At 61.4% G+C, this 26,340-nt stretch carries 27 protein-coding genes; 14 read left to right on the top strand and 13 right to left on the bottom strand.

Annotated features, from left to right (window positions below; genetic code table 11):
• Position 1 precedes the first annotated feature (1 nt).
• The 5 genes from N1058_RS07050 to N1058_RS07030 form a co-directional block, all read right to left on the bottom strand.
• On the bottom strand, positions 2 to 541 hold the full coding sequence (locus N1058_RS07050; protein WP_265516810.1) for a tripartite tricarboxylate transporter TctB family protein: 540 nt from the start codon (positions 539 to 541) through the stop codon (positions 2 to 4).
• A 5-nt stretch (positions 542 to 546) separates the two neighbouring features.
• A complete protein-coding gene (locus tag N1058_RS07045) occupies positions 547 to 1,497 on the bottom strand; it encodes a tripartite tricarboxylate transporter substrate-binding protein (protein ID WP_265516809.1) in 951 nt (316 codons plus the stop codon).
• Positions 1,498 to 1,624: 127 nt separating this feature from the next.
• A complete protein-coding gene (locus N1058_RS07040; RefSeq protein ID WP_265516808.1) occupies positions 1,625 to 2,368 on the bottom strand; it encodes a GntR family transcriptional regulator in 744 nt (247 codons plus the stop codon).
• Between the two features lie 3 nt (positions 2,369 to 2,371).
• Positions 2,372 to 3,391 carry an amidohydrolase family protein gene (locus tag N1058_RS07035; RefSeq protein WP_265516807.1) on the bottom strand — a complete coding sequence of 340 codons (1,020 nt, stop codon included), beginning with the start codon at positions 3,389 to 3,391 and terminating at the stop codon, positions 2,372 to 2,374.
• Positions 3,392 to 3,444: 53 nt separating this feature from the next.
• Complete coding sequence (locus N1058_RS07030) at positions 3,445 to 3,966, bottom strand: TRAP transporter large permease subunit (protein WP_265516806.1); 522 nt, start codon at positions 3,964 to 3,966, stop codon at positions 3,445 to 3,447.
• 138 nt (positions 3,967 to 4,104) lie between these two features.
• Between N1058_RS07030 and N1058_RS07025 the strand changes: the two genes are divergently transcribed.
• The 7 genes from N1058_RS07025 to N1058_RS06995 all read left to right on the top strand — a co-directional run bounded on the left by N1058_RS07025 (position 4,105) and on the right by N1058_RS06995 (position 11,260).
• Complete coding sequence (locus N1058_RS07025) at positions 4,105 to 5,016, top strand: LysR substrate-binding domain-containing protein (protein WP_265516805.1); 912 nt, start codon at positions 4,105 to 4,107, stop codon at positions 5,014 to 5,016.
• Positions 5,017 to 5,178: 162 nt separating this feature from the next.
• Positions 5,179 to 6,351, top strand: coding sequence for an FAD-dependent monooxygenase (locus N1058_RS07020; protein ID WP_338040635.1), 1,173 nt, complete (start codon positions 5,179 to 5,181; stop codon positions 6,349 to 6,351).
• Positions 6,352 to 6,397: 46 nt separating this feature from the next.
• Positions 6,398 to 7,216: an alpha/beta fold hydrolase gene (locus N1058_RS07015; protein WP_265516804.1), complete on the top strand. Its 819-nt coding sequence runs from the start codon at positions 6,398 to 6,400 to the stop codon at positions 7,214 to 7,216.
• A 280-nt stretch (positions 7,217 to 7,496) separates the two neighbouring features.
• Entirely contained in the window at positions 7,497 to 8,471 is a 975-nt protein-coding gene (locus N1058_RS07010) for a Bug family tripartite tricarboxylate transporter substrate binding protein (protein ID WP_265516803.1), read from the top strand.
• 42 nt (positions 8,472 to 8,513) lie between these two features.
• Entirely contained in the window at positions 8,514 to 8,951 is a 438-nt protein-coding gene (locus N1058_RS07005; protein ID WP_265516802.1) for a tripartite tricarboxylate transporter TctB family protein, read from the top strand.
• Positions 8,942 to 10,456 carry a tripartite tricarboxylate transporter permease gene (locus tag N1058_RS07000; RefSeq protein WP_265516801.1) on the top strand — a complete coding sequence of 505 codons (1,515 nt, stop codon included), beginning with the start codon at positions 8,942 to 8,944 and terminating at the stop codon, positions 10,454 to 10,456. The genes N1058_RS07005 and N1058_RS07000 overlap by 10 nt, the downstream gene beginning before the upstream one ends.
• 558 nt (positions 10,457 to 11,014) lie before the next feature.
• Positions 11,015 to 11,260, top strand: a complete 246-nt coding sequence (locus N1058_RS06995; RefSeq protein WP_265516800.1) for an MFS transporter — start codon at positions 11,015 to 11,017, stop codon at positions 11,258 to 11,260.
• Between the two features lie 657 nt (positions 11,261 to 11,917).
• Here the strand turns inward: N1058_RS06995 and N1058_RS06990 are convergent.
• The 7 genes from N1058_RS06990 to N1058_RS06960 form a co-directional block, all read right to left on the bottom strand.
• A complete protein-coding gene (locus N1058_RS06990; protein WP_265516799.1) occupies positions 11,918 to 13,204 on the bottom strand; it encodes a TRAP transporter large permease in 1,287 nt (428 codons plus the stop codon).
• A gap of 1 nt (position 13,205) precedes the next feature.
• Positions 13,206 to 13,712 (bottom strand): TRAP transporter small permease, encoded by a 507-nt coding sequence (locus tag N1058_RS06985; protein WP_265516798.1) that lies wholly within the window; start codon positions 13,710 to 13,712, stop codon positions 13,206 to 13,208.
• A complete protein-coding gene (locus tag N1058_RS06980) occupies positions 13,709 to 14,713 on the bottom strand; it encodes a TRAP transporter substrate-binding protein (protein ID WP_265516797.1) in 1,005 nt (334 codons plus the stop codon). Before N1058_RS06980 ends, N1058_RS06985 begins: the two co-directional genes overlap by 4 nt.
• A gap of 45 nt (positions 14,714 to 14,758) precedes the next feature.
• On the bottom strand, positions 14,759 to 15,436 hold the full coding sequence (locus N1058_RS06975) for an RraA family protein (RefSeq protein WP_265516796.1): 678 nt from the start codon (positions 15,434 to 15,436) through the stop codon (positions 14,759 to 14,761).
• A 10-nt stretch (positions 15,437 to 15,446) separates the two neighbouring features.
• Positions 15,447 to 16,247, bottom strand: a complete 801-nt coding sequence (locus tag N1058_RS06970) for a carbon-nitrogen hydrolase family protein (RefSeq protein ID WP_265516795.1) — start codon at positions 16,245 to 16,247, stop codon at positions 15,447 to 15,449.
• Positions 16,248 to 16,351: 104 nt separating this feature from the next.
• Positions 16,352 to 17,263, bottom strand: coding sequence for a LysR family transcriptional regulator (locus tag N1058_RS06965; protein ID WP_265516794.1), 912 nt, complete (start codon positions 17,261 to 17,263; stop codon positions 16,352 to 16,354).
• Positions 17,264 to 17,993: 730 nt separating this feature from the next.
• Complete coding sequence (locus N1058_RS06960) at positions 17,994 to 18,899, bottom strand: helix-turn-helix domain-containing protein (RefSeq protein ID WP_265516793.1); 906 nt, start codon at positions 18,897 to 18,899, stop codon at positions 17,994 to 17,996.
• Between the two features lie 224 nt (positions 18,900 to 19,123).
• Between N1058_RS06960 and N1058_RS06955 the strand changes: the two genes are divergently transcribed.
• From N1058_RS06955 to N1058_RS06925, 7 genes are all read left to right on the top strand, one after another.
• Positions 19,124 to 20,353 (top strand): amino acid ABC transporter substrate-binding protein, encoded by a 1,230-nt coding sequence (locus tag N1058_RS06955; RefSeq protein WP_265516792.1) that lies wholly within the window; start codon positions 19,124 to 19,126, stop codon positions 20,351 to 20,353.
• Between the two features lie 113 nt (positions 20,354 to 20,466).
• Positions 20,467 to 21,339, top strand: coding sequence for a branched-chain amino acid ABC transporter permease (locus tag N1058_RS06950; protein ID WP_265516791.1), 873 nt, complete (start codon positions 20,467 to 20,469; stop codon positions 21,337 to 21,339).
• Positions 21,336 to 22,316 (top strand): branched-chain amino acid ABC transporter permease, encoded by a 981-nt coding sequence (locus tag N1058_RS06945; protein ID WP_265516790.1) that lies wholly within the window; start codon positions 21,336 to 21,338, stop codon positions 22,314 to 22,316. Before N1058_RS06950 ends, N1058_RS06945 begins: the two co-directional genes overlap by 4 nt.
• Positions 22,313 to 23,041 carry an ABC transporter ATP-binding protein gene (locus tag N1058_RS06940; protein ID WP_265516789.1) on the top strand — a complete coding sequence of 243 codons (729 nt, stop codon included), beginning with the start codon at positions 22,313 to 22,315 and terminating at the stop codon, positions 23,039 to 23,041. Before N1058_RS06945 ends, N1058_RS06940 begins: the two co-directional genes overlap by 4 nt.
• Positions 23,034 to 23,744, top strand: coding sequence for an ABC transporter ATP-binding protein (locus N1058_RS06935; protein ID WP_265516788.1), 711 nt, complete (start codon positions 23,034 to 23,036; stop codon positions 23,742 to 23,744). The genes N1058_RS06940 and N1058_RS06935 overlap by 8 nt, the downstream gene beginning before the upstream one ends.
• Positions 23,745 to 23,767: 23 nt before the next feature.
• On the top strand, positions 23,768 to 25,219 hold the full coding sequence (locus tag N1058_RS06930; RefSeq protein ID WP_265516787.1) for an aldehyde dehydrogenase: 1,452 nt from the start codon (positions 23,768 to 23,770) through the stop codon (positions 25,217 to 25,219).
• A 22-nt stretch (positions 25,220 to 25,241) separates the two neighbouring features.
• Positions 25,242 to 25,997, top strand: coding sequence for an SDR family NAD(P)-dependent oxidoreductase (locus N1058_RS06925; protein WP_265516786.1), 756 nt, complete (start codon positions 25,242 to 25,244; stop codon positions 25,995 to 25,997).
• 55 nt (positions 25,998 to 26,052) lie between these two features.
• Here N1058_RS06925 and N1058_RS06920 read toward each other — a convergent pair.
• On the bottom strand, positions 26,053 to 26,340 hold a 288-nt coding region (locus tag N1058_RS06920; RefSeq protein ID WP_265516785.1), incomplete at its 5' end, for an IS66 family transposase.

Here is a 26,340-nt window from a genome sequence, read left to right as displayed (position 1 = left end):
ATCAACCCCTCGGCAAACTATGAATCAGCAGCCGGTCCAGTTCCCCGAGCGGCAGGCTGACATAAAGGACACGCTGGAACGCAAGGAAGACAAGAACCGCGACGATGGCCGACACCGGCAGCGCGATCCATATCCGAGCCCGCCCAAGCGCCCATGCCGAAATGGTGATGGCAATGGTCGCCGATACCAGAAATCCCAGCAATGGCAGCAGCAGCGCATACGCCAGCCAAGTGCTGGCGAAGATCGCCAGCCGAATGCGGTTCGCCCGATCCAGACTGCCGGCCGGATTTTCACCCCAATTTGGCGATGTAAGCATCAGGGAGCGGATCAGAGCCGGCCCCGCCGTGACCGTGACAAAGCCGACCACCAACAGCGGAAAGCCCTGATCCGGCCACATACGCACGCCTTCCGTGGTCAGGATATCGTAAAGCAGCACCGCACCCAGAAACAGGATGGCACCATGCGCAGCAGCCCGGACGTACCGGGCTGCTGGCACCGAAGCCGGATGGTCCGGCTCGGTCTCCGGGAGTTCGGTCGACACCTGCATTAGCCTTTGACCGCAAGCAGGTCGTTCACGATCTTCTGGAATTCGCCGTATTTGGCCTTCGCCGTCTCATGACCGACCGGTTCGACGAGGATGGTCTTTTCAAGGAATATTTCCTTGCCTTGCTCACTTTCCATGATCTCGGTCAAGGTATCCGCAAGGCACGACTTGATGTCCTCCGGCACACCGTCTGGAACCAAGACAACGCGATAAGAGCCCCAAACATTGTGACCGAAGTCATATCCCTCGCTGCCAAGTGCGACCGTGGATTCGTCCGGTCCGAAGGGCACATCATTGGTATAGCCGATCGGCACCATGACGCCGCTGTCGATATACTGCTTCGACTCGCCGTAAAAGCTGGGCGCGATATCGACGGAACCGTTGAGAAGACCACCCAGACGATTGACGCCGCCGGCAAGAGGAACACGCGCCATCTCAAAGCCGTGCTTCTCCTGGAATTTGTCACCCATCAGCCCCTGTTCGGATCCAGGGCTGAAGGCGTAGCGCAGCTCGCCTGCCTCCCCTTTTTTGATCAGGCTATCGAGGGTCTGGCCCTTCAGTGCCACGAATAGCCAAGGGTCGAAGGCGATGGCTTCCAGAACTTCCAGAGAGCCCGGCTCAAGCGCATTGCGCTCATCCGCGTCGTTGAGAACGGCCGCCATAAGAGGCATCACACCTATGGTATAGCCGTCGGTCGGCGCCTGGGTCGCAAGATAATCTTGCCCAGTGACGGTACCCGCGCCGGTCCGGTTGGCAACGCGCAGTTCCCAGCCAGCGACCACTTTGGCGGCCTCGGCAAGCGTGCGCGATGTGATGTCGACTGCGCCGCCCGCGCCATAAGGCACGACGACCTCGATCGGGCGCTGCGGAAAATCTCCGCACTCGGCCGCCATCGACGCCGTTGCTGTCGTGGCGAGCACAGCCGTCATTGCGATTGTGGATACCAGCTTCATATTTTCTCCTCCCTTTCAGCCGTCCATCCGAACGGCCACTCCAACGATTCTTATAACTCTTATATAAGACTGATATGCGTACTTAGGTCAACCCACCCCACGCGCATATTTCGCTTGGTTTCGGGGCTTATCCGCGGTCTATGTGGTAGTCGTGCCCCGAGGTGTCGCAACGGCTCACCCGCCATTCCACGGGCCGACGCCCGATGGCAAATGCGACGCGATCTACCTCAAGAAGCGGAGCGCCGGGCGCGATTTCCAATAACCGCGCCTCCTCAGCTGTCGCTGCCACAGCGCGTAGGCTTTCGTCGGCCTCCACAACGGTGACTTTGTACCTTGTCTCGTAATGCCGGAACAGATGATCGGGCGGCGTGGAGTCGCGCCCAAGACCGGGCAGTACCGACTCCGAAACGACAACACGTTCGACGATCGTCGGCGTCTCGCGGAACAGCCGGATCCGCAGAAGGCGGCGCACCGGCGCGCCGGGCGTCACGGCCAGCTTGCGGGCCTCCTCCTCGCTCGCCTGACCGTCTTCGGCGCTGATCAGCCGCGCCGCTGGCATTTCCTGGCGGCCGTCATGGGCAATCATGTTGAAGAACAGAAACAGCGACCGGCGGTCTTCCATTTCCGACACGAAGGTTCCCAGCCCCTGACGCCGATTCACCAGCCCTTCGGCCACTAGGCCGTCAAGCGCCCGGCGCACGGTACCCTGACTGACCCCAAGTTCCTTGGCCAGTTGAATTTCACTCGGCAGCATCGAACCTGGCGGATAGTCGTTCTCAACAAGGCGCTTGCGAATGACACTGTCGACCATCTCGTAGAGAGGGACATCCCGCCGGGCGCCACGCTGGCGCGAGATGCTCTCGCGGAGCACCACTTAGACTGCCGCCGTTGCAAAGCCGGCGGGCAGAAGCCGACCGATTGTGCCGGAGGAAACCTTGCGTTCAGTGGCAGGGTCGAGACCCAGCGATTTTACGACCGAAACCATGTCGTACTGCCCCATGTCGAACGGATAATCCGTGCCCAGCATCACCCGGTCCGCCCCGACATTCTCGATCAGAAATTGCAGCGGCTCGGGAGCATGAAGAATAGTGTCGTAGACCAGCTTGTCCAGCGACGCTTCGGGCCGCCCCTTGAGGCGCTGCTTGGGCTCGTCCCGCACATTCCAGCCATGTACGAAGCGGCCTGCCTGATAGGGCGTGAAACCGCCGCCATGGGACATGAAGAAGGTGATGTTCGGAAAACGTTCGATCACTCCGCCAAAAACGAGGCACGCCGCTGCAATCGTTGTGTCGAGGGGATTGCCGATGATGTTCTTCAAATAATAGCTGCGCTGCCTCTCGATCCCTGCGACATGGATCGGGTGCACAAGGATAAAAGCGCCAAGCGCGTCGGCGACTTCCCAGAACGGGTCGAAATCCGGATCGTCTAGGTTCTTGCCGCCGATGTTGGAGCCGATCATCGCTCCGCCGAGTTTCTTGTCCCGCATCGCGCGCGTCAGCTCTTCCGCCGCCAGTTCGGGTGCCTGCATGGGCGCGGCGGCGAGGCCAGCGAACTTGTCGGGATACCGCGCGCACATGGCCGATATCTGGTCATTCTGGATTTGCGCCACAGTAAGGGACGCCTGCACCTCAGCCCCGTAAAGCAGCGTCTGAGGGCAGACGGCGACGACCTGGCGATCCAGGCCATAGCGCTCCATGTCCTCGAACCGCCGCTCCAGATCCCATGCCCCGCGCGGAAAGGGGTTCTGAACCACGTCCATCATCTCCAGAATGGCGAAATCGTCGTCGATGGGTATCAATTTCGGCGCCAGCTTCGGCACCTCCCGCTGCAGAAGAGCAATCGTCTCGGCATCCAGAACATGCGCATGGGCATCGACGATTATCGGCTTCGGCATGGGGTCCTCCCGCGGTGGCATTTTAAAAATGGCGAATACGGCCCTTTTGTCATTCACGACTCTTTTATAAGAGTCAACTTACTAAATACCCTTCCACAGGGGTAGGTCAGCACGAGGGATAGCCCAGGTACAAGTATGATGAGAACGAGAAGGAGCAGGAGCGCAAGATAGAGCGCACCAGATTCGCGGACGAACTCGCCCATTCTGACCGCGGACAGGCTTGTGACAAGCAACATCACCGTCCCCAAGGGCGGCGTCACGGTGCCGATCGACAGATCGACGATCATCACGATTCCAACATGAACAGGATCAATTCCAAGGGCCAGGACGGCGGGCTTCAGCAAGGGTACCAGCACAATGAGCAGCGCCGTCCCCTCCATCAACATACCGAGGAAGAGCAACATCAGATTGACGAGAAGAATGCAGCGATGGTCAGGTGATCCGGATCGACAAGCTCGTTGAGGCGTACATTCGACATGCCCCCAATGGTGAGGCAATGAGCAAGTTCGTGTGCGATGGAGAAAGGTTGATGTTTGCAATATTGTCTCGGTCAATAAAAATTGTCGTTTTGACATGTAACAATGAGGTTTACTGACTCAACACGCCGACCACTCTTTCGATTGGCCAAATAGCGATCTTCCAACTCGGTCGCTTCCCCGAGATCTATGAGCGGACACGTTTAGTTGGATGTATACGCGATGTAGAGAGGTACCTTGGAACTACGCCATCTAAGATACTTTGTTGCCGTTGCCGAAGAAGGCAGCATCACGCGCGCGGCGGAGCGCTTGGGGATCCAGCAACCGCCGCTTGGTCAGCAGTTGAAAGCGCTGGAGGCCGAGCTTGGTGTTCAGCTCTTCGATCGGGCGCCGAAGCGTATTGCCCTCAATGCTGCAGGCCGGGTGTTCCTTGAGGAGGCACGGGCGATCCTTTCCCGAGCACAGGAGGCGGTGGACCACGTTCGCCGCTTCAACATTGGCGAGAGCGGAACGTTGTCAGTCGGCTTCACCAGTTCCGCTTCTTTGCATGCACTGACGCCGAGGGTGCTGGGCTCGTTTCGGCAGAGCTTCCCGCTGGTGCAGATCGCGGTTGAGGAGAGCGAGACTTATGAGTTGGTTCTCGCCTTGCAGAACAACAGGATTGACGTCGCATTTTCACATGTCGCTACAGACGATTTCAAGAATCTGACGAGCCGGTCCCTCGGGCAGGAGGGAATGATCGTCGCGATTCCAGCCGGCCACCCGCTGGCCCGATCGGGCGATGGTCCGCTCGAAACCCGGGCGTTGGCAGGCGAGAAGATCGTCGTCTACCGGCGTCCCGATGGCCCGGGAATCTTCGATGGCATCCTGAAACGCCTCGACCAGGCGGAGATCCCTATCACCATCTCCGATCAGGTCAGTCGCATGATCGCGGCGATCAATCTCGTCTCCGCCGGGCGCGGATTGACAATCGTTCCCGCCTCGATGGGCATCCTGCACCGTGCTTCGGTCCACTACCGGCCGTTGACAGGCGACGTCATTCCTCCCCTGCCGCTCTATATCGCCTTTCGCACGAATGAGCGGCTCGCCCTCGTGAAGAGGTTTATCGAGATCACCTCCGAAATTGCCCAGGAATGCATGGGCAGGTAACACCCGCTGACTAGGTCCAGCTCCCTTGAGGAGAGACGGTTCATCCGAGTATCCTCGCCGCATTCAAACTTATAAAGTCCTAATATAGTATAAAATAGATATTTTACATACACTTCTGACCAGGCTACCTTCGGGGACAAAGTAGTCAAATCCGGAGATCCGATGAGCAAGAAAAAGCTATCAATCGCAATCGTTGGCGCCGGAATGGGAGGACTGGCCGTCGCCGCGACACTTCGCCGGGTCGGTGTCGAAGTGAACGTCTACGAACAGGCCGAACGGTTCTTACGAGTCGGAGCCGGCATCCAGATGCTGCCCAACTCATCGCGTGTGCTGCGCGGAATCGGCGTCGAGGAACAGCTCCGCAAAGTGTCCTTCGAACCCTACTCCCATTTGAACAGGGTCTGGGATACGGGCGAGATCAAGCGTGAGCTGCCAATGCCTGAAAGTCTGTACGGGGCACCCTTCCTCTGCACGCACCGTGCCGACCTGCATGAGGCGCTCTATTCCGTCCTGCCACCCCAGATCGTGCATTTGGGCAAAAAACTCGTCGGGCTGGACCCGGTGGGCAACGGCGTCGAGCTCCGCTTCGCCGACGGCACGAAAGTGCGCGCCGATGCTGTGATCGGGGCGGACGGTGTCCATTCGCGTGTACGCGACATCATCGTCGGTCCCGATGCGCCGTTGCACAAGGGGCGCATCGCTTATCGCGCCGTTTTTGAGGCCAGTCTAATGGGCGGCGACGAGATCGCGCCATCGCGCACGAAATGGTGGGGGCCCGATCGGCATATCGTTATCTATTACACCACACCGAACCGTAGCCATCTCTATTTCGTCACGAGCGTACCGGAAGACGCAAGATGGATGACCGAGGAGTCCTGGTCGGCCAAGGGTGATGTCGAAGAACTGCGCACAGCTTATGATGGGTTCCATCCCGAAGTGCAGATGGTGCTGAATGCGTGCCCAGATTGCCACAAATGGGCTATTCTGGAGCGTGAGCCGCTGCCACATTGGAGCGACGGTCGTGTGGCGCTGCTGGGCGATGCCTGTCATCCGATGACTCCCTACATGGCCCAAGGGGCGGCGACCTCGATCGAGGACGCGGCCGTCCTCGCCCGCTGCATTTCGGCGCTCGAAGGTGATGATATAGAGCGCGCTTTCCGCAATTATGAGGCGAATCGCAAGCCTCGAACATCGCGTATCCAGGCCATTTCCAGCGCGAATACCTGGATGTCCGGCGGCAATGACGATCCAACTTGGCTCTATGGCTACGATGCTTGGAACGTGCCGCTGATGGACGCTTCCGAAGCAACAACGGCAGATGTGACGAGTGCATGAGACAAGAAGGCGCACAAGGCCGCTTCGCAAAGCCGGGAGCTGAATAGTGAATGCAGAAATCGAAACTGCAAGCTTGCGCGACAGCGCGAGGATCGCCTACCGCCGTTGGGGCGTTGGCAATCCGGGTGGGCGAATTGTGCTCGTTCATCCGCTGGCACTAGACGGTAGCCTTTGGGAGCCGGTGGCGGCGCGGCTGACGGCGGCGCAGATGGATGTCATCGCACCGGATTGCCGCGGGCATGGCCGGTCCGAACGGAGCCCCGGCCCCTACAGTGTCGAACAATTTGCCGACGATCTTGCCGATCTCATGGATCACGCGGGGTGGTCCGGGGCAGTCGTGGCCGGATGCTCGATGGGGGGCTGTGTGGCGCAGGCCTTTGCCGGCGCCTATCCACAGCGACTGAAAGGCCTGATCCTCGTCGACACGACCAGTTGGTATGGGCTGGACGCCCAAGCCTCATGGGCCGAGCGGGCCGCCAAGGCACGGACGGAGGGGTTGGCGTCGATGAGCGGCTTTCAGACAACACGCTGGTTCAGCGACGCTTACCAAGCCGACCATCCCCAACGCGTCGCTGAGGTGATCGAGATCTTCATTGCCAATGACCTAGAGTGCTATGCTGCGTCCTGTATCATGCTCGGAGCGGCCGATCTTCGGCCCGTCCTTTCCGGAATCAAGGTGCCAGCTCAGGTCGTCGTCGGCGAGGATGACTACGCCACTCCGGTTGCGGCTTCGGAATATCTAGCGCGGGAAATTCCTGGCGCGAGGTTGACCATTCTGCCGCATGCTCGGCATCTGACATTAGTGGAGCGGCCGGACGACATCGCGGCGGCGATTGCGGAGGTGACTGAAGCGAGCGTCTCGTAGAGCAGAAAGGATTTTCCGGCCGAGCTTGGGGGAGAGACGTCGGCCAGGACTGCCGTACCGATGAGGAGGTGATCGGGTTCGACCGAAGCGACATAGGCTGCCTCGACCGCTTTTTCCGGTGATCATGCCATCGGAGCTGCCAAGGCGGGACAACCAAACCGGTGTTCCAGGCATAGCGGAGCTGAATAAGCCAAAGCCACGCCCTTCGAATACTCATCCAAATCCTCGGGGGCCAGTTCGCTCAAAGTTCAGTGACATGAACAGAAAAAGGGAGGAAAACATGTTCAAGAAGCAATTTATCCGGCTTGCGGGAATTGCCGTTGCCGCGGCGGTTCTCATCGGTGGGCCGGCCGCCGCACAGCAATATCCCGTAAAGCCGATCCAGATGATCGTGCCGTTCGGCCAGGGCGGTGCGACCGATCAGGTTGCGCGCTTGATGGCTGCGCCGCTCGAAGAAGCGCTCGGCCAGCCGGTCGTGATCATCAATCAGCCTGGCGCGGGCGGTGCCATCGGCCTGTCGAATCTCGCCAACGCGCGGCCTGACGGCTACACCGTCGCGATCGGCTCCGACTCGACCCTCGGCGCCCGGCCTCTGATATCCGAGACCGGCTATGACGTCGACAGCTTCGCGATGATTGCCCGCCTCGTACAGATCCCCTCGGGGGTCGCGGTGCGTGCGGACAGCCCCTACGAGTCGCTCAATGATCTCGTTGAAGCTCTCAAGACCGAGCGTCTCGCCTATTCAGGGTCCGGCGTTGCCTCCGGACCGCATCTTGCGATGGCTGTCTTCCTCGCGCAGCAAGGGGTGCAGGCCACCTTCGTCAACTCCGACTCGAACCAGGACGGTCTGGTCAAGCTGCTCTCAGGCGAGGTCGATTTCCTGACCGGCGGGGGGTCCAACTTTCCTGCTCTGTTTGGCGAGGACGGCCAAAGTGACATCCGCGTGCTGGGCCTTGCCGCCGAGGAGCGCTGGTCCTTCATGCTGGACGTGCCGACCTACCGCGAGCAAGGCTTTGACTATGTGAATTCGCAATGGTTCGGCCTCGTCGCCCCTGCGGGTGTTCCGCAGGAGGTCGTCGACGAGCTCTCCGGCGCGGTCAAGGGCCTGGTCGAAGCCCCCGAGTTTTCGCAGCGGCTCGAAGAGTTCTTTTTCAATCCCGCCTATCTCGGCCCAAAGGAGATGGAAACGCTGGTGAAGGAAGATATGGAGAACGTGCGCCCGGTTCTGGCGGAGATTGGGTTGCTGAAAAACTGACCTCCGCATCGCCCACGCCGCTTGCGTTCCGAAGAGGCCGACATGAACATATTGCATAAGGACACTGTTTCAGGGGCGGTTCTTCTTGCGCTCGCGGCGCTGGTGGTTTCGATGTCGCTCGGTTTGGGTACTGGCGCGGGAAGCGATACTCTGACGCCGAGCTTCGTACCGCAGATCTGCGCTGCAGGCCTCGCGATCTGCGGCGCATTTCTCGTGCTGCGCGGGCTGCGCTCGGAAGGGGGGATGCCCGCATTGCTGGACCGCCGCATCGCGGTGGTGATGATCGCCCTCGTTGTGTATCTGTGGTTCTTTCAAGCCGTGGATGTCCGCTTTGGCGTCTGGGGCTTTACACTCATCACCATGCTGGCCTTCGGCATGCGTTCCCCGCTGATGCTGATCGTCTATCCGGTTGCGCTCTCGGTCACCCTGTATCTGTCTTTCAGCTGGGGCTTTAAGGTGGTGCTTCCGACATGGATCTGATCGCGTTTTCCGATATCCTGCAGGGCGCTGCACTGGTCGCCCACCCGTCGATTATCCTCTTCCTGCTTGTCGGCGTTGTCATCGGAATGATATTCGGGGCCGCGCCCGGCCTGACCGCACCGGCCGCCATCGCCCTGTTCCTGCCGGTGACCTATGCCATGGGGCCGACTTCCTCGATGGCGCTCTTGATGGGCATCTACTGCGCGGGTTACTTCGCAGGCTCCGTCCCCGCGATCCTCATCAATACGCCTGGCGCGCCGAGTTCAGCCGCCACCGCGCTGGACGGCTTCGCCATGGCCCGGGCCGGGGAGGGAGACCGGGCGCTTTCGACGGCCATATGGGGATCTTTCATCGGTGGTCTGTTCTCGCTCCTCCTCCTGATGACGATCGCACCATTGTTGGCGCGTTTCGCCTTGACGTTTACCTCAGTCGAGTATTTCTCCTTCGCACTGGTAGGAATGGTCTGTGTCGCGGGGATATCGCGGGGCTCCTTGGTCAAGGGTCTTTCTGCGGCGCTGTTCGGCATTCTCGTCAGCACGGTCGGGATCGATCCGGTGAGCGGCGTCGGGCGCTTTATGTTTGGCGAACCGAACCTGATGGGTGGCATCCCGCAGACCACCGCGCTGATCGGCCTGTTCGCGATCTCGCAGATGTTGCTGCTTTCCAAGAAGGACGTTCAGGATCAAATCGTGCTTCCGACGCAGAAGATGGCGTCTCAGCTTGCGGTGCTGCGGGATCTGTGGCGGTACCGCTGGCTGACCTTCAAATCGGCCGTGATCGGCAGCCTGATCGGCGTACTGCCAGGGACTGGGCCGGCCATCGCCTCGTGGATCAGCTATAGCGATGCTTTGCGCGCCGCAAAGCCTGGCGACAAGTTCGGGCAGGGCGAAGTCAAGGGGGTGATCGCCTGCGAGGTCTCGAACAACGCGGTCACCGGCGGCGCCATGGTCCCCTTGCTAACGCTCGGCATCCCTGGCGATCCGGTGACGGCGATCCTGATTGGCGCTCTCATGATTCAGGGAGTCCATGTCGGGCCATTTCTTATCCAGCAGAACGGTTCGCTCTTTGTCTCTATCCTGCTGCTTCTCTTTCTATCGAATATACTCATGGTCGCTGTCGGGCTGAGTGCCCGGAAGGTAGCTGCGAAGGTTCTGCAAATTCCCCCGGGTGTTCTTGTTCCGACAATCTGTATGATGGCTGCGATTGGCGCCTTCTCGATCAGCAATAGCGCCTTTGACGTGCGGCTGGTGCTGGTCTTCGGTTTGATTGGCTATCTGATGGTGCGCCTGGACTTTCCGACCGCGCCCGCCGTTCTGGGCATCGTGCTGGGGCCGATTCTCGAAAAGAACCTGCGGAACGCCCTCACTGTCAGCGACATGGATTTCAGCGTCTTCATCACCCGGCCCGTCAGTGCGGCCGCTTTGATCGCAACCGCTTGCCTGCTCTATGTTTGGCTGGGACCGCGCAAACGGTCGGAGGAACGCTCGCAACCTGAGAAGCCTTGACGAATGCGGCTGCCCCGCCAGAACGACGGGCTCTCCGGGACCTGCGTCGGATCGACGTCGGCCAGAGTGCGAACAAATGCGCTGAGAAACGGCGGGGTTGGAGAACCTCGAATGTCCCGGATCGTTCGCCATCGTCGCGCAGCCGGTACAAGCTGAATCGGCGCTTGTTCCTACTCCGCTGTAGAATCCGCATCGATCTCATGTGTAAAAAACGGTTTAATAAGAGTTGGTTAACATATATCGACAAGACGTGATCATTGTTCTGAGGCGAGGCTTTTTTGAGAATTCCAGACCAACTGATTGTTAGCGGTCATTCTGATCGCGATATCGTTGCCCAAAGGCTAACCTTATGCAGAAATGGGGCGTAGAGCGGGATCCGAAATCAGCGGCATTCGCCTGTTCGTGGCGTCGGGGCGATCAGTATTCAGGCAGAGATGATCGCCGGGGCAGCTCGTAATGGGCGCTCGGGGCTGCGGCGCTGGCAGCGCTCGTTGCCAGCGGTTCCGCAATGCTCGACACCGCATTGGCGCTCGTTATCGGGTTCTTCGTGACCGTAGCGTGATCGGGACGCAGACATTCGTGCAGTTGCGGGCGCCCGATTCCATGCGCGGGAGAACGCTCAGCGTGCATGGTCTGATCTCGCGCGGCAGCCCGGCGCTCGGTGCACTGGGTACGGGCTGGGCGTTTGACCATGTGGGTCTTACCCTGCCTGTACTTTTCGCTACGGGATTGGTGCTTATTGCGGTTATCGCCGGCATACCGGCCATGCGCGCGTTAGGAAATCCTGAGCCGGGGGACCGCTAGCCCAGAGCTTTCAAGAAGATGCCGGCCCTTGCGGCAAGCGCAGGTTCGCCCCGTGCCTTCCGTCATCAATCCTTGAGCTTCGCGCCCCGCAAGGAGGCCGTGTCGCGCAGCGCGATACGGATATCGCCCTCGGGCAGTCGAGTGGATGGCAGTGTCCCCATAGCGTCCCTCCATACGGTGATGCTGGCGGTGGCCGCAGCCGAGGTTGCACCCTTCATGCCTAGCCCGGCCCACCGCTAGAACCAATCATCAATAGATGGTACTTGGTCCATGAGCAAATTGGTGGCTGCTTTCGTGGTTTCGTGTGACGTCGTCAAACGACCGTTATGGGGGCGCAAAGCTGCCGTCAGCCCGGGCGAAAAAGCGGAGGCGGTCAGGCGTTCTCGTTTTTTGGAGGAGCTACCATCACCCGGGTCACGCAAGAGGTCGGTCGGCGGCTGCCTAGAAACGGTCCAAACCTGATTTGAACCTACCGATTCAAGGGGATAGCGTGTCGTAGAGGATCGTAGAATAGAGTGGTCTGGCGTGCTCTAGAGTGGTTGCGGGGGCAGGATTTGAACCTGTAAGCGTCACTGCAGCACTGCAGCAGCGAGACAGCTGATGCACCTCAGTACGCAAATTCAGTCGTTGCACCGTATTGGTGAATGCGCTTCAACACTATTGCGGGCCCATGACGAGATCCGGCAGCCAGAGGCTGATCTGCGGGAAGGCGGCGAGCAGGATGAGGACGATCGTCAGCGGCAGGAAATAAGGAATCACCGAGCGCACCACGTCTTCGACCGGCACGGCGGCTATGCGCGAGACGATATAGAGCCCGATGCCAAGCGGCGGGGTGGCGATGCCAAGGATGATCGACATCTCCAGCACGATACCGAAATGGACGCGATCGATGCCGTAGGAATCGACAAGCGGCAGCAGAATCGGCACGAGCAAGAGCTTGATCGTCACCCCATCGATGAAGCAGCCGATGATCAGCAAGCCAAGCATGACCACCAGCAGGAAGAAGAAGGTGTTCTCCACGAGTTCGGGAATCGCGGCGGCAAGACCCTGGGGCACCTGCTCGATCGCCAGTAGCCAGCCCATGCTGCTGGCAAAGCCGATGATGATCATGATCATCGAGGTGATCAGCATGGTCTCGGTCGTCGCCTTGACCAGTGCTTCCCAGGTCAACGTCCTGAACAGGCAGCCGAGCAGAAGGATATAGGCGCAGGCAAGCACGCCCGCCTCGGAGGCGGTGGTCGTGCCGGTGAGGATACCGACCATGATGATGGCCGGGGCGATCAGAGCCGCCGCACCCGTCAGCGCGTGACGCCAGATCTCGGCCAGCGAGGCGCGCGGCTGCTGCGGGAAATCGTTCCGTATCGCCAGCAGCCGATTGAAGATCATAAGTGCGATGGCGACGAGGAAGGCCGGCATGATGCCTGCGAGAAACATGCGCGCAACGGAGACGTTGGAGAGGAAAGCGTAGACGACGAGCGGAACCGAGGGCGGAATGAATGGCGCCACGATGGCGGAGACTGTGGTGATGGCGGCGGCGAAGGCGGGTTTGTAGCCGCGCTCACGCATCGCCTTGATCTCAACGGCGCCGAGGCCCGCAATATCTGCCACCGCCGCGCCGGTCCCTCCGGCAAGCATCACCGAGGCCAGAACATTTACCTGTGCCAAGCCGGCGCGGAAATGACCGACTAGCGCATTGGCAAAGTTGAAGATGCGTTCCGTCATTCCGACGGCGTTCATGAGATTGCCGGCCAGAATGAAAAAAGGAATGGCCAGAAGCGAGGTGTTGCTGACAGCCTCGAGCACCTTCATCGGGATGATCCAGAGATTTCCTGTGAAGCCCGAGACGATGAGGGCGCCCGCCACAGCGACGCCGATCGCAGCGGTGATCGGTACCCGAATGGCGATGAGCAGGACGAAGGTGGCGAACAAGCCTGCGGCAACCATGTCAGGTTTCCTCCACGGGGCGGCCGTCGAGCGCGAGGACGCGCGCGCTCACGATGATATCGAGCAGAAACTGCAGCACGATCAGAAAGCAGGAGACGAAGAAGGGCACCGACAGCCAATAGCGCTGGATGCCGACGAGGTCGATCTGGCCCACCTGGCGCGGCACCAGGATAGGCGCCTGGTAGAGGATCAGCACAAGAAGCCCGATCACGATCAGACCGACCAGGATGCGGAAGGCCGCCTGCAGCTTCGGCCCGAACTTGCGGACGAGGATGTCGATGGAGATGTCCTGGCCGCGCCGGTAGATGACGAAGAAGCCGAGAAACACCATCCAGACGAAGAGCACCCCCGTCCAGGGAAAGACCCAGATGATGCCGAGGTCGAGGAACAGCCTGGACAGGATGTTGGCGAGATTAATCGCCAACATCACCAGCAGCAGGCCGTTCGCTGCGATCAGGAAGACCCGCTCGCAGACGCCGAGCCCGGCATCCAGCGCCCTTGCGATCATCCGTCGGTCTGGCGCGTTTCGGCGACAGCCTTCAGGAAGCCTTCCGGCAGTTCTCCACGGCTGTCCATCTCCTCATAGAGCTCCATCATGCGCGCGACGAAGGGAGACGTATCGACCTTAGAGAAGTTTACACCTTCCGCCTTCATGCGTTCGACGGATGCGTTGGCGACCTTCATCGTGTCCGCCTCCGATTCGGCGGCCACCTCGTCGTAAGCCTCAAGGATCTGCGCACGTGTCTCCTCGTCGAGGCCGTTCCAAGCGGCCGCGTTGGCCATGAAAGCCAGGCCCTGCGGATATTCGTCGTGCCGGATGACGTGAGGGGCGACTTCGTAGAAGCGCATCGGCTCCACGAGCGCTATCGGGCTGTTGACCGCCTCGACGATGCCGCGGCCCAGAGATTCATAGACCTCGGTCCATCCGAGCGTGCGCACCTCGGCGCCGAGATGGCGCCACGCCGCGGCTGCGAGTTCGTCCGGATGCAGACGCAGCCGCAGGCCACTGATGTCATCAAGCGATTCCACCGGCTTCTTCGCCACCATCACCCGATACGGTCCGCGTACCATGGCGGTCGAGTCGCCGATCACCGTGATGCCCGCTTCCGTCTCAATCCGCTCGTGCCAACCCTCGACGAGATCGGAGGCCATGAAGCGCGACCAGTGCTCCCGGTCGTCGAACAGGAAGGGCGCGCTCACGAACTGCATCTCGGGCACCCATTTCTGCAGATAGGACGATCCTTCCGGATAGATGTGCACCGTTCCCATCTGGAGCTGCTCCAGAATGGCGTCGTCCTTGCCGAGCTGCTCGTTCGGGAAGACCTGGACCGTGACCTTTCCGTTCGTTTTTTCCGCGATACGGTCTGCCACAGCCTGGAAGATGACGCCTTCCACCGAGTCCGCCGGCATCTTATGCGCCATGCGCCAGGTGTCGGCGGCGGCCTGGAAGCTGAAGCCCGATGCAAGCGCCGCGACCACGGCGAGCGTTGACCATTTCATCCTGTTCATCTGACTCTCCCATTTTTATCTACAGACCTTCGGTGCAGCCGAAAGCTATTCCGCTGCGACAGCCTCCATTGCCGCGGCGACTTTCTCGCTCGCGCCGGTGATGTCGGGAAGCTTCTCTCCGTTGCGCAGTCTTTCCAGCACGGTGATCTCCCGTTCCTGCATGGCGATGGCGCGCTCGGCGACGGCAAGGCACTGATCCGGCTTCAGGAACAGAACGCCGCTCTCGTCGGCCAGCACCGCATCTCCCGGCTCCACAGCCTGGCCGCCCACCGACACGGGCACGTTGAAAGCTCCCTCCAGGCCGAGCAGCTTGGTCGTGATCGGCGCGGGACCGGCGCACCAGACCGGCATGTCGCAACGACGGATTTCGCCGAAATCCGTCGCCGGTCCATCGATCACCGCGCCCACGACGCCGGCGAGCTTGGCCGCGTTGGTGACCACCCCGCCCCAGCAGGCGTGCTTGGTGTCGCCGCCCCGGTCGATGACCAGGAAGTCGCCCGGGCGAACGAGCGCCAGGACATGGTGCAGCAAGGTGGAGTCCGCGCCGGGTATGCGCAGGGTCACGGCGGTACCGGCGATACGCTTTTCCGGCAGCACGGCGCGCAGGCAGTTGTCGGCGAACTGCGTGTGCAGGAAGTGCCCGACAGTCGCGGTCTCGACCAACTCCAGGCGCTCGATCGTGGAGCAAGGGACCTGCGGCGGCAAAGGGTTGATCTGGAACATAGGAGCCGCCTCACAGAACGTGATGGTTGTGGACCGGCACGTTCTGGCGCACGCGGTCGCGATATTCATGGTTGAGAGCGCCTGTGGCGTGGCCAACATGGTCGCCGACCTGGGCTGAGACATGGCCCCAAGGGTCGATCACGATACTGTGCCCGAAGCAGGCCTTCCTGCCTCCGGCATGGGGGCCGTACTGGCCGACGGCGACGAAATGCGTCTGCGTCTCGATCGCCCTTGCGCGGGCGAGCACCTCCCAATGATCCTTGCCGGTCATCAGCGTGAACGCGGCGGGCAGGACGATTACCTCCGCTCCCCGGTCGCGCAAGGCGCGGAAGAGTTCGGGAAAGCGGATATCGTAGCAGATGGCGCAGCCCACCGTGCGGCCCTTGCATTGGTAGGTGACGATATCCGATCCCGGCGCAATCGTCGCGCTCTCCCGGTGGCTCACCCCGCCCGGCACGTCCACATCGAAGAGATGGATTTTGCGATAGCGGGCGATCTCTCCGCCGTCCGGCGCGAAAACGACCGTGGTGTTGTGGAACTTGTTGCCGGTTTTCTCGACGATGCTTCCGCCATGCAGCGTCACGCCGTGCTCGCGGGCAAGGCCGGCCATCGTGCTATAGGCTTCGCCGTCGGGAAATTCCTCGGCGCTGGCGTGGAAGTCCGCCGAGGTGTCGCCCAGCAGAGCCCAATATTCCGGCAGCACGATAAGATCGGGATTGTCTTTGGCGGCCTCAGCCACCAGGTCCTTGGCCGCGGCGATGTTGGCGGCCTTGTCTCCCTGGGAGTTCATCTGAACGATAGAAATCTTCACGGGGGTTCCTCATCTTCCTGGACGAGGAAAGGTCCCTCGCGCCGGCTCCCTATGTCCAACGCAATATTTTTGACGGTTCCCATAAGAAAATTTTGTGCGTGCTCTCACCACGCTTGCGAAGGATCGCTGCGGCTGCAGAATTCCCGCGCCACCTCTCGTGCCAGATTGGCCACAGCGGCCGGCAGCAGGAAGGTCGGGCTATCCACATAGACCGCCTGAAAGCTCATGGGTGGAAAAGGCTGGCGGACGTTGAGAGGAACGAGTTCGCCGCGCCGCAACTCGCGGCTCATGACCGGCGGTGGAATGGCCGCCACGCCGATCCCGTCGATCGTCATCCGGATGATCGTGGCCAGCGAGTTGGTTGCGTAGAGCACCGTGCCGGCTTCCAGGTGGCGGTGGAAATAGCGCCGCAGCGCCTCGTGCGGCTGCGATCCCTTGGGAAAGGAAATGATCGGAAAGGAGGCGAGGTCGTCCACGTCGAGCTGACGATCATGTAGGCCCAGATCTGGAGAGGCCGTCCAGCTGCATGCGTAGGTGCACAGGTCGACATTGATCACGTCGGGCTGCAGCACCGGGCCCATGATCAACGCGACATCGAGCTCGTTGCCCAGAAGCATGTCGGTCAGCCGCAGGCTGGTGTCGGCGGTAAGCTCGATGTTTATGTGCGGATAGAGGGTCTTGGACCTCTTGATGAGGTCGATGAGCCAGCTGTGCGAGATCGTATCGATGGCGCCGATCCGCACCGTTCCGCGCAGCCTCTCCTGGGCGCCGATGTCCCGGATGAGTTCGTGCGCCGCTCGCACCAGGCCTTCAGCACGTTCCAGCGCGGAAACTCCGTCGGGCGTAAGCCTTACCTCGCGCGGCTCGCGGTAGAAGAGCTTGACCCCAAGCTCCCGCTCCAGCGCGGCAATCCGCGCCGAAACAGCGGCCTGAGTGGCATTCATGCGCTCCGCGGTGAGGGTGAAGCTCTTGAGGCGCGCCGCCCAGATGAAGGTTTCAAGAAATGTCAGGTTCATTCCAGCCCGCCAGTCTAGCTCTCATTTTTACTAGGTCTCCAAAAGCGTCGTTTTGCTGCCGACCAGAACCGAGAGAGAACGCACAAGTTTTGGCACTGGTGAGAACGACCGCTTCGTAGGCACGTCACCAGTCCATCGTCCGCAATGCCGTTGTACCACGGGAACAATATGATGAGGCAGGCTGGGTTTAGGCCAGGACCATCGCACCGAAATCTACAAGCCAAGGACGAAAGCCAAGCTGGTGTTGGTGCTCTCCCGCAGAGCCTAAAGCAGCGGCCAGTGTGAGCTTCCGCTATAGCGTGCGTTTCCGGCAGTTCCGCGACCACCGCCGGCCAACACTTGCCCCTCCCCCACTGAAGCAATCCGCCGCGTTTAGGAAAACGGCTTCAGCACGCAAATTCTGTCGTTGCACTGTATTGGTGGAAGCGCTCCTCCGCCACCAAAAACGCTTTAAGATACTGAAATAACTTCGTTTTTTATGATTTATGGTAGCACCCCGCCTGGAACTCTTCAATGATTTCAAGGCGTGCGCTTTAATATCCGCTACCATCGCGGTTCTGGCAAATGTCGCATGTGTGCTCGGAGCGGACTCCGGCTTCGATCGCCGTCGCCTTACCGCTGGTGGCGGGTTTGATCTTATCGAGTGCGTTCCGATCGGTCTCGCCCTGCGCGCGCCGTTCTGTTTGAGGCGGTTCACCGCGCCCGGCAGCCATCAGCATGTCCGAATGCATCAAGGCCATGCGGCAAAAGACTGGGCGCGCCTCGACTTGCGCAACACAGCCTCGCGTCGCTTGCGGCCTGGAGTGACGCCGGTTTCGCGCTTGAAGAACCGACTGAAATAGGCGGCATCCCTGAAACCCAGAGCTTCGGCAACCTCCGATGCCTGCAGATTCGTGCCGCCAAGCAACACCTCCGCTTCAGCTACCAGACGGGTGTTGATGAGCGCCAGCGCCGAGCGGCCGGTGACGCGTTTGACGGCGCTGCCTAGCCTGCCGCGGGAGATCGACAGGAAACGGGCATAATCTTCAATGCGCCAGTGGTCGCGGGCGTGCAGTTCCACAAGGTGAAGAAAATTGCGCACGATCGCGCGTGGCGCTGATTGTGGCTCGGGTGCCTCGGGACTCGACGTGCGCCAGAGCGCGATCAGAACCAGGACGAGGTGATAACGCGCGGCGTCCTGACCGCCCGGCCGGTCATAACGCAACTCCTCTCCCACCGCTTCGATCGAACGGCAAAGGTCCTGGGCGACCGCCGGCTCCACCTTGACACCCAGAACAGGATGGAACAGCGCATCCTTCACCTGCCCACCTATGGGACCGGACGGCACCGCCCGCCCGATCGCAAGCTCGGAAGCCGCGAGCGACGCGCCGCGCGCGCCCGCCTCAAGGGTCAGCGTGGCGGAGTTGCCGGTCGGCAGCCATAGGACGCAAGGCGATTCAAGTTGCACCGCTTTGCCCTCCATCGAGAGCCGGCCCGCACCCGAAATGAGCACAAAGGCGCGGTTGCGGTTCCCGTGCAGTGTCCAGGCGACAGGCGACAAGGCGGTCTTCACCGCCACCGCCTCCGTCTCGGGAAGCACCACGATGGGTGCGACCTCCGAGTTCTCCGCAGATTCCAGGATACTTCCGAATGCCATGAACGTCTCTCTGCTGGCTTCCATCAAAAGTACAATTCTTTGCGCAGAAAGTCCATTTCCAAGCTCTGGCAGCGGTTTAACATCTCCCTGCATGCGGAGGAAATGGATCGGGCGACGCGGCCTATCGGCGATATTCGCATTCTCGTCCCTCGGAGGCCATGGGACTGGAATGCGGGAGCCGGCAAGCGCGCCAGAGATCCGATGCGACATGTGGAGGAGACACAATGCTGGAACCTATCGGCGGGCGCCGTGCGCCCTTTTTGCTGCTATCGACGATTGCCCTGGCGGCGCTGGCCATCTGGCCGGCAGATAGCGCCGCACAGGAGCGGAGTTCGGTCAAGATCGGCTATGCCGTATCCAAAACCGGCGTCAACGCTGGCGGAGCCGGCATCACGACGATTCCTAACTATCAGCTCTGGATAGATAACGTGAAGAAAGCCGGCGGACTGGAAATGCCCGACGGCAGCAGACTGCCGATCGAACTGATCGAGTATGACGACCGGTCATCGGCGGAGGAAGTGGTACGCGCCGTGGAGCGCTTGGCCGCGCAGGACGAGGTCGATTTCATCCTGCCTCCCTGGGGAACCGGCTTCAATCTGGCGGTCGCGCCGCTGTTCGACCGCTACGGCTACCCGCAGCTTGCCGTTTCAGCGGTGACCGACAAGGCGCCTGACTTTGTCGAGCGCTGGCCGAGGAGCTTCTGGTTCCTGGGCGGCGGCGCCGACTATACGGACGCATTGGCCAACCTGCTCGTCAACGCGCGTGAAGCGGGTACCATCGGTGACAAGGTGGCGATGGTTTCGGTGGCCGATGGATTCGGTATCGACCTAGTGACCGCGGCACGGGAATCCTTTGCCGAGGCGGACATCGAGGTCGTCTACGACAAAACCTATCCCGTCGGGACGACCGACTTCTCGCCGATGGTCAACGAGGCTTCGGGGACCGAAGCCGACAGCTTCGTTGCCTTCTCCTACCCACCCGACACCTTTGCGCTGACCCAGCAGGCGCAGGTTTCAGGCTATAACCCCAAGGTCTTCTACCTTGGAGTTGGCGTCGGCTTTCCGGCTTACGGCGAAGAGAACCCCGCTGCCGAGGGGGTCATGAGCCTCGGTGGCATTGACCCTACCAATGAGGCCAACCGTGACTATCGTCGGCGGCATCACGAACTGACGGGCCAGGGACCTGACTACTGGGGCAGCGTGATCACCTATGCCAGCCTTGAAATGCTGCAGGAGGCAATCAAGCGCGTCGGCCTTGATAGAGAGGCCGTATCGCGAGAACTGTCCACCGGCACCTTCCAGACCGTACTCGGCGAAACCAAGCTCGAAAACAACCAACTCCGTAACCTTTGGTGGGCCGGGCAATGGCAGAACGGCGTCTTTGTGGGCATCGCACCGCCCGATAGGCCCGGCGCAGCCACACCGAGGTTGCCGAAGACACCTTGGAAGAACTAGCCGACGGCAGAGCTCGCTCCACGTCCTCCCGCTACCGGATGGGCGGCGGAGGATGTGGAGCAGCGCAGCCACGACGTCATTGCCAAGGAAACAACAGGTCAGGAAAAGTCGAAATGCTGACGACCGCAATTATTGCAGGTCTGGTGCTGGGCGGCACCTATGCGCTGGTGGCGATGGGGCTCACGCTGCAATACGGTATCGCCCGCATCATGAACCTGGCCTATGGCGAGACCATGATCGCCGCAGCCTTTGCTGCATTCGTTCTCAAGAATGCGCTGGGCCTCAATCCGATGGCAGGCCTGCTTCTGGTGGTCCCGGCGGGGTTTGCCTTCGGCTACGCCATCTATGGCGTCATGATGCGCCCGCTAGTGGCAAGGGCCGGAGACCGCAGCGCACTGGAGATCGATTCGATCCTCGCCACTTTCGGTCTCCTCTTCGTCATCCAGGGGGTGCTCCTCGTTCTCTTCGGCTCGAACTATATGAGCTATTCCTATTTAAACATCCCGGTCTCGATTCTCGGGGCGAATATTGCCGCCAACAGACTTCTCGCCCTGGGGCTGGCGCTCACCATTGGCCTCACGCTTTACGGCCTGCTTCGTTACACGCGCTGGGGCACGGCGATCCGTGCCGTCGCCGTCGCGCCGCAATCGGCCGTGCTTGTGGGCATCGATGTTAATCGCGCCGCGCGCTTCGCCTTTGCGCTCGGCGGCGCCCTGGCCGCGGCCGGCGGCGTGGTCATATCCATGTACCAGACATTCACCGCCACATCGGGCGTGACCTTCACCATGAAAGCCCTGATCGTCGTCATCATGGGCGGCGTAGGCAATCTTCTGGGCGCGCTCAGCGCCGGGCTGATCCTCGGCATGGTCGAGACCTTCGTCGCCACCTATTTGGAGCCCGGCCTGACGCTCGCCGCCACCTATGCTATTTTCCTAGCGCTGCTTCTGTGGCGGCCGCAGGGCCTGTTCGGAAAGGCCACGCGATGAATGGACGCCTCGCACTCGTCTTTGCCGTCGCGCTAGTTGCCCTCGCCGCGCTGGCCTTCGCACCCTTCTATTTAGGGCGATATCAGATCGGGCTTCTGATCGGGCTTACCGGCTATGTGACGCTTGCCAGCGCCTGGGCGCTGTTCTCTGGTCCCACCCGTTACGTCTCACTGGCGACGGTCGCGTTTTTCGGCATAGGCGCCTACACAGTCGCAGCACTGAACGAAGTGCTACCCTATCCCCTGGTGCTGGCTGCAGCCGCAGCCATCGGGCTTGCCGTGGCGCTCGTGGTCGGCCTTTCCACCCTCAGGCTGGCCGGCGTCTATTTCGTGATATTCACCTTCGGGCTTGCGGAGCTCGTGCGCCAGCTCGTCACCTGGTATGAGGTCAATGTCACCGGCACGCTCGGCCGTTACATCTTCATGTCGTTCGGGCCGGAGCAAATCTACTGGCAACTCCTGGCACTGATGACGATCACGCTGCTCATATCATGGTGGATCGGCCGCAACCGGCTGGGCCTGGCGCTGAAGGTGATCGGCGACGATGAAGTCGTGGCAACCCATTGCGGCATCGATATCGCCCGCACCAAGCTTGCCCTGTTCGCGTTGAGCGCTGTCATCATCACCCTGGTCGGCGCGATCCAGGCACCGCGCTGGACCTATGTGGAGCCGGGCATCGTCTTCAACCCCACCCTGTCGTTTCTCACCCTGATCATGGCGCTGCTGGGCGGGGCCAACCGGCTGTGGGGACCGGCGCTCGGGGCGGTACCGCTGTTCCTGCTCTTCGAATGGCTGTCGGCAAGGTTTCCGGATCATTATTCCATCATTCTCGGCCTTCTTTTCATCCTGATCGTCTTCGTCCTGCCGGGCGGTGTCGCGGCCTTTGCGGAGCGCACATTTGGCCAGCGAAAGCCCGACCCACAAACGTACGGCGCCGAAAGCGCCCTTTCCCGCGACACGGCGGATGCCAGACGATGACACAGCTTCTGGAAATTCGGGATCTCAGGAAGCGCTTCGGCGGACTGACCGCCGTCCACGATATCTCGTTCACCATCGATGTGGGTGAAACCGTCGGTCTGCTGGGGCCGAATGGCTCCGGCAAGACGACCGTGCTCAACATGATCTCGGGCCTCCTGCCGGCGAGCGGCGGCGCAATCTTGCTCAACGGGGAAAAGATCGTCGGCATGGCCGCCCATCGCATCGCCGTGCGCGGCGTGGCGCGGACCTTTCAACTCGTCCGTGTCCTGCCTTCCATGAGCGTGGCCGAGAACGTAGAAGCGGCCGCAGCGTTCGGCCCGGAGAAGCTGTGGGGGGCGGCGGTTCGCGGCAAGGCACTGGCCTGCCTCGACCGCGTCGGGCTTGGCGGCCGGGAAAACGAGATGACCGCCGAGCTCACCTATATCGATCAGAAGCGGCTGGAGCTTGCGCGTGCGCTGGCATCCGACCCGAGGCTGCTTCTGCTCGACGAATGGCTGGCGGGGCTCAACCCGACCGAGCTTGCAACAGGCATCGAGCTGATCTCCGATCTCAAAAGGGACGGCATGACCGTGCTGCTCGTCGAGCACGTGATGGATGCAATCCGCGCGCTGTGCGGGCGGTGCGTCGTCATGAATGCGGGACGCAAGATCGCGGACGGCGAAACCGGCAATGTGCTGAGCGAGCCAGAGGTCGTCCGGGCCTATCTCGGAGAAAGCCATGCTTGAAGTTTTCGACCTCAGCCTGCGCTACGGCAAACATCTGGCCCTCGACGGCGTTGCCACGAATATAGAGCGGGGCGAAACGGTCGTCATTCTCGGCGCTAACGGCGCCGGCAAATCGTCGCTCTTGAAAGCGATTGCCGGCTTGGTCAAGCCTGACAAGGGTGTCCAGATCAAGCTCGACGGCAACCCCATCGCGGGCCTGCCTCCGCATCTCATTCCGTCTATGGGGATCGCGTTGGTGCCTGAAGGCCGTGGCGTCTTCGGCGACCTCACTGTAGAGCAGAACCTGCTGCTTGGCGCCTATTCAAGCCGTGCGCGCAGTGGCGAAGAAGCACGGCGCCGCCATGTTTACGAGCTTTTTCCGAAGCTAGCCGAACGCCGCCGTCAGACCGTCAATACCATGTCGGGAGGCGAGCAGCAGATGGTGGCCATTGCCCGCGCGCTGATGTCGAAGCCCGACTATCTGATGCTCGACGAACCGAGTCTGGGGCTTGCGCCCGTGGTCGTCACGGAGCTTTTCGAAACACTGGGGCGGGTGCGAGAAACCGGCGTCGCCCTTTTGATCGTAGAACAGAATGTCCGGATAAGCCTGTCGGTCGCCGACCGCGGTTATCTGATGGAGGCCGGACGCATCGTTGGAGAGGGAACAGCGGCTGCACTGAGGCGAAACAGCGCTGTGCAGCGGGCTTTTCTGGGTATGGCGTGACAGAAATGAGACGAGGTAGAAAGATGGAACAGTTAGGATTGCTGATCGGCGAGGAAGATCGGGGCGCCTCCAGCGGGCACACTTTCGAGCGCTTGAACCCGATGACCGGAGAAGTGGCCACGCGTGCCGCAGCAGCCAGCGTCGAAGATGCCCAACTCGCCTGCGATGCGGCCGCGCGAGCCTTTCCTGCATGGGCGGCGACGGGACCCGGCGAAAGACGGCGCATCCTGCTTTCAGCCGCGGCCGCCCTCGAAGCACGGGGACCGGACATCGTCGCCGCCATGGCCGAGGAGGTTGGAGCGACCACTGGCTGGGCCATGTTCAATGTCGGACTTGCCGCCGACATGCTGCGCGAGGCAGCATCGCTCACCACGCAGATCACCGGCGAAATCATCCCTTCCAACCGGCCGGGCAGCACGGCCATGGCCATCCGCCAGCCGGCGGGTGTTGTGCTGTCCATAGCGCCGTGGAACGCGCCCGTGATCCTCGGTGTGCGATCGCTCGCTACGCCACTTGCCTGCGGCAACACCGTGGTGATGAAGACATCCGAGCTTTGCCCGCGTACACACCGGCTGATCGTCGACGCGCTGCACGAGGGCGGAGTGCCGTATGGTGTGCTCAACGCGCTTTCCAACGCGCCCGACGACGCATCGGCCATCGTGGATACGCTGATCGCCCATCCCGCTGTGCGCCGCGTCAACTTCACCGGTTCGACACGCGTTGGACGCATCATTGCGGAGACGGCGGGACGCTACCTCAAGCCGGTGCTGCTCGAACTCGGCGGCAAGGCGCCCATGGTCGTGCTCGATGACGCCGATCTCGATGCCGCCGTCGCGGCGGCTGCCTTCGGCGCATATATGAACCAGGGTCAGATATGCATGTCGACGGAACGTATCGTCGTCGACGAGAAGATCTCGGAGCCTTTTGTCCGCGCACTGGCGCAAAAAGCACGTTCCCTCAAAGCTGGCGACCCGCGGGAAGGCTCCACACCGCTGGGCTCCGTGGTCGACGAGAGCGCGGCCCGGCGCATTGAGGAATTGATCAAGGACGCCGTCGCCAAGGGCGCGGTGCTGGCCGCCGGCGGCGGTGTCCACGGCACAGTCATGGAGGCCACCCTCCTCGACCGTGTGAAGCCGAACATGCGCATCTATGGCGAAGAAAGTTTCGGCCCCGTGGTCACGATCGTGCGGGTGAGCGGGATCGACGAGGCGGTGCGGGTGGCCAACGACACGGAATATGGCCTGTCCTCCGCGGTTTTCGGCAAGGACGTCAACCGCGCCATGTCGGTCGCGCGCCGCATTGAATCGGGCATATGCCACATCAACGGCCCAACCGTGCACGACGAGGCCCAGATGCCCTTCGGTGGTGTCAAGGATTCAGGCTATGGCCGCTTCGGCGGCAAGGCCGGTATTGCCGAGTTCACCGAATTGCGCTGGATCACCGTCCAGGACGGCCCGCTGCATTACCCATTCTGACACGAACTATCGGTGTCGCTTCATGAAGCTCCAGAACAAGACCGGCATCATCACGGGCGGCGCCGGCAGCCTGGGACAAGCCACCGCCCGCCTGTTCCTCGCAGAGGGTGCGCGTGTGGTGCTGGTCGACCGCAACGGCGGGGCGCTGGAACGGGCGGCGGCTGACCTGCCTTCCGACAGGATCATGTCCCTCGCCGCTGACGTCACTTCGGCCGGGGAGACCGAGCGCTACATCGAGGCCACGGTCGAGCGCTTCGGGCCGATCGATGTCCTATTCTCCAATGCCGGCAATTTCGGCACGGTTGCGCCCATCGCCGACTATCCTGAGGGGGTGTTTGACGCGGTGCAGGCCGTGCATGTGAAGGGTGCCTTCCTGGCAGCGAAATATGCCGCGCCCAGGATGCGGGACGGAGGAAGCATCGTCATCACTTCCAGCGTCGCAGGTCTGCGCGGCGACGCCGGCGTCTATGCCTATATCACTGCCAAGCACGCGCAGGTCGGCTTGATGCGCTGTCTTGCCAAGGAGCTGGCGGTCCGCAGAATCCGCGTCAACACCATCCATCCGGGGCCGATCGACAACGGGTTCCAGCATGCAGTAGAGGAAGGCCTCGGCAGCCAGATGGGCTGCGACGGGACCGCGTTCTTCAACGACCTCATCCCGCTCGGCCGGCACGGACGGGCCGAAGAAGTAGCGCAATCCGTACTCTACCTGGCCTCGAGCGACAGCAGCTTCACGACCGGTACAACATTGGTGGTCGATGGCGGCATGTCCGCATAGGAGATGGCTATTTCAGCGGAACAGCTTCCCGTAACCGGGGCAAATTTCCGGGCAGTCAGGCTTGGGCGGCTTGCCGAATGAGATGCGGGAGCGGCGGAACCGGCTCTTGTGTGGGTATGCCGAGCCGGTCGCCGAGATAGCGGAAGAACGAGACGTCGAGTTTCATGCAGGTCTTCATCAGGCCGAGCAGGACGTCACGGGCCTGCCTGCCAGCGCCACTGACGGTTCCACCGGAGATCTTGCGCTTGATGACGCAGGTGCGGATGTCGTTTTCTGAGCCGTTTGTGTGGAGCGGGATCTCGGGACGGTCGAGAACGCGCAGCAGTTCGTGCTTGCGGCGATG

This window comes from Nitratireductor luteus, assembly GCF_026162365.1.
GTDB classification, from domain to species: domain Bacteria; phylum Pseudomonadota; class Alphaproteobacteria; order Rhizobiales; family Rhizobiaceae; genus Chelativorans; species Chelativorans luteus.
Note: the sequence above shows the minus strand (reverse complement) of the source record. Positions and strands in the feature narration are given on the sequence as shown.

Bases quoted from the DNA above. Each gene is read 5' to 3' on its own strand.
- N1058_RS07020 (WP_338040635.1), top strand. From the start codon at position 5,179: ATGAGCAAGAAAAAGCTATCAATCGCAATCGTTGGCGCCGGAATGGGA.
- N1058_RS06965 (WP_265516794.1), bottom strand. From the start codon at position 17,263: ATGAACCTGACATTTCTTGAAACCTTCATCTGGGCGGCGCGCCTCAAG.
- N1058_RS06990 (WP_265516799.1), bottom strand. From the start codon at position 13,204: ATGGTTGCCGCAGGCTTGTTCGCCACCTTCGTCCTGCTCATCGCCATT.
- N1058_RS06960 (WP_265516793.1), bottom strand. From the start codon at position 18,899: ATGGCATTCGGAAGTATCCTGGAATCTGCGGAGAACTCGGAGGTCGCA.
- N1058_RS07005 (WP_265516802.1), top strand. From the start codon at position 8,514: ATGAACATATTGCATAAGGACACTGTTTCAGGGGCGGTTCTTCTTGCG.
- N1058_RS07035 (WP_265516807.1), bottom strand. From the start codon at position 3,391: ATGCCGAAGCCGATAATCGTCGATGCCCATGCGCATGTTCTGGATGCC.
- N1058_RS07010 (WP_265516803.1), top strand. From the start codon at position 7,497: ATGTTCAAGAAGCAATTTATCCGGCTTGCGGGAATTGCCGTTGCCGCG.
- N1058_RS07030 (WP_265516806.1), bottom strand. From the start codon at position 3,966: ATGTCAAAACGACAATTTTTATTGACCGAGACAATATTGCAAACATCA.
- N1058_RS06930 (WP_265516787.1), top strand. From the start codon at position 23,768: ATGGAACAGTTAGGATTGCTGATCGGCGAGGAAGATCGGGGCGCCTCC.
- N1058_RS06980 (WP_265516797.1), bottom strand. From the start codon at position 14,713: ATGAACAGGATGAAATGGTCAACGCTCGCCGTGGTCGCGGCGCTTGCA.
- N1058_RS06975 (WP_265516796.1), bottom strand. From the start codon at position 15,436: ATGTTCCAGATCAACCCTTTGCCGCCGCAGGTCCCTTGCTCCACGATC.
- N1058_RS06950 (WP_265516791.1), top strand. From the start codon at position 20,467: ATGCTGACGACCGCAATTATTGCAGGTCTGGTGCTGGGCGGCACCTAT.
- N1058_RS06955 (WP_265516792.1), top strand. From the start codon at position 19,124: ATGCTGGAACCTATCGGCGGGCGCCGTGCGCCCTTTTTGCTGCTATCG.
- N1058_RS06925 (WP_265516786.1), top strand. From the start codon at position 25,242: ATGAAGCTCCAGAACAAGACCGGCATCATCACGGGCGGCGCCGGCAGC.
- N1058_RS06945 (WP_265516790.1), top strand. From the start codon at position 21,336: ATGAATGGACGCCTCGCACTCGTCTTTGCCGTCGCGCTAGTTGCCCTC.
- N1058_RS06985 (WP_265516798.1), bottom strand. From the start codon at position 13,712: ATGATCGCAAGGGCGCTGGATGCCGGGCTCGGCGTCTGCGAGCGGGTC.
- N1058_RS06935 (WP_265516788.1), top strand. From the start codon at position 23,034: ATGCTTGAAGTTTTCGACCTCAGCCTGCGCTACGGCAAACATCTGGCC.
- N1058_RS06940 (WP_265516789.1), top strand. From the start codon at position 22,313: ATGACACAGCTTCTGGAAATTCGGGATCTCAGGAAGCGCTTCGGCGGA.
- N1058_RS07000 (WP_265516801.1), top strand. From the start codon at position 8,942: ATGGATCTGATCGCGTTTTCCGATATCCTGCAGGGCGCTGCACTGGTC.
- N1058_RS07045 (WP_265516809.1), bottom strand. From the start codon at position 1,497: ATGAAGCTGGTATCCACAATCGCAATGACGGCTGTGCTCGCCACGACA.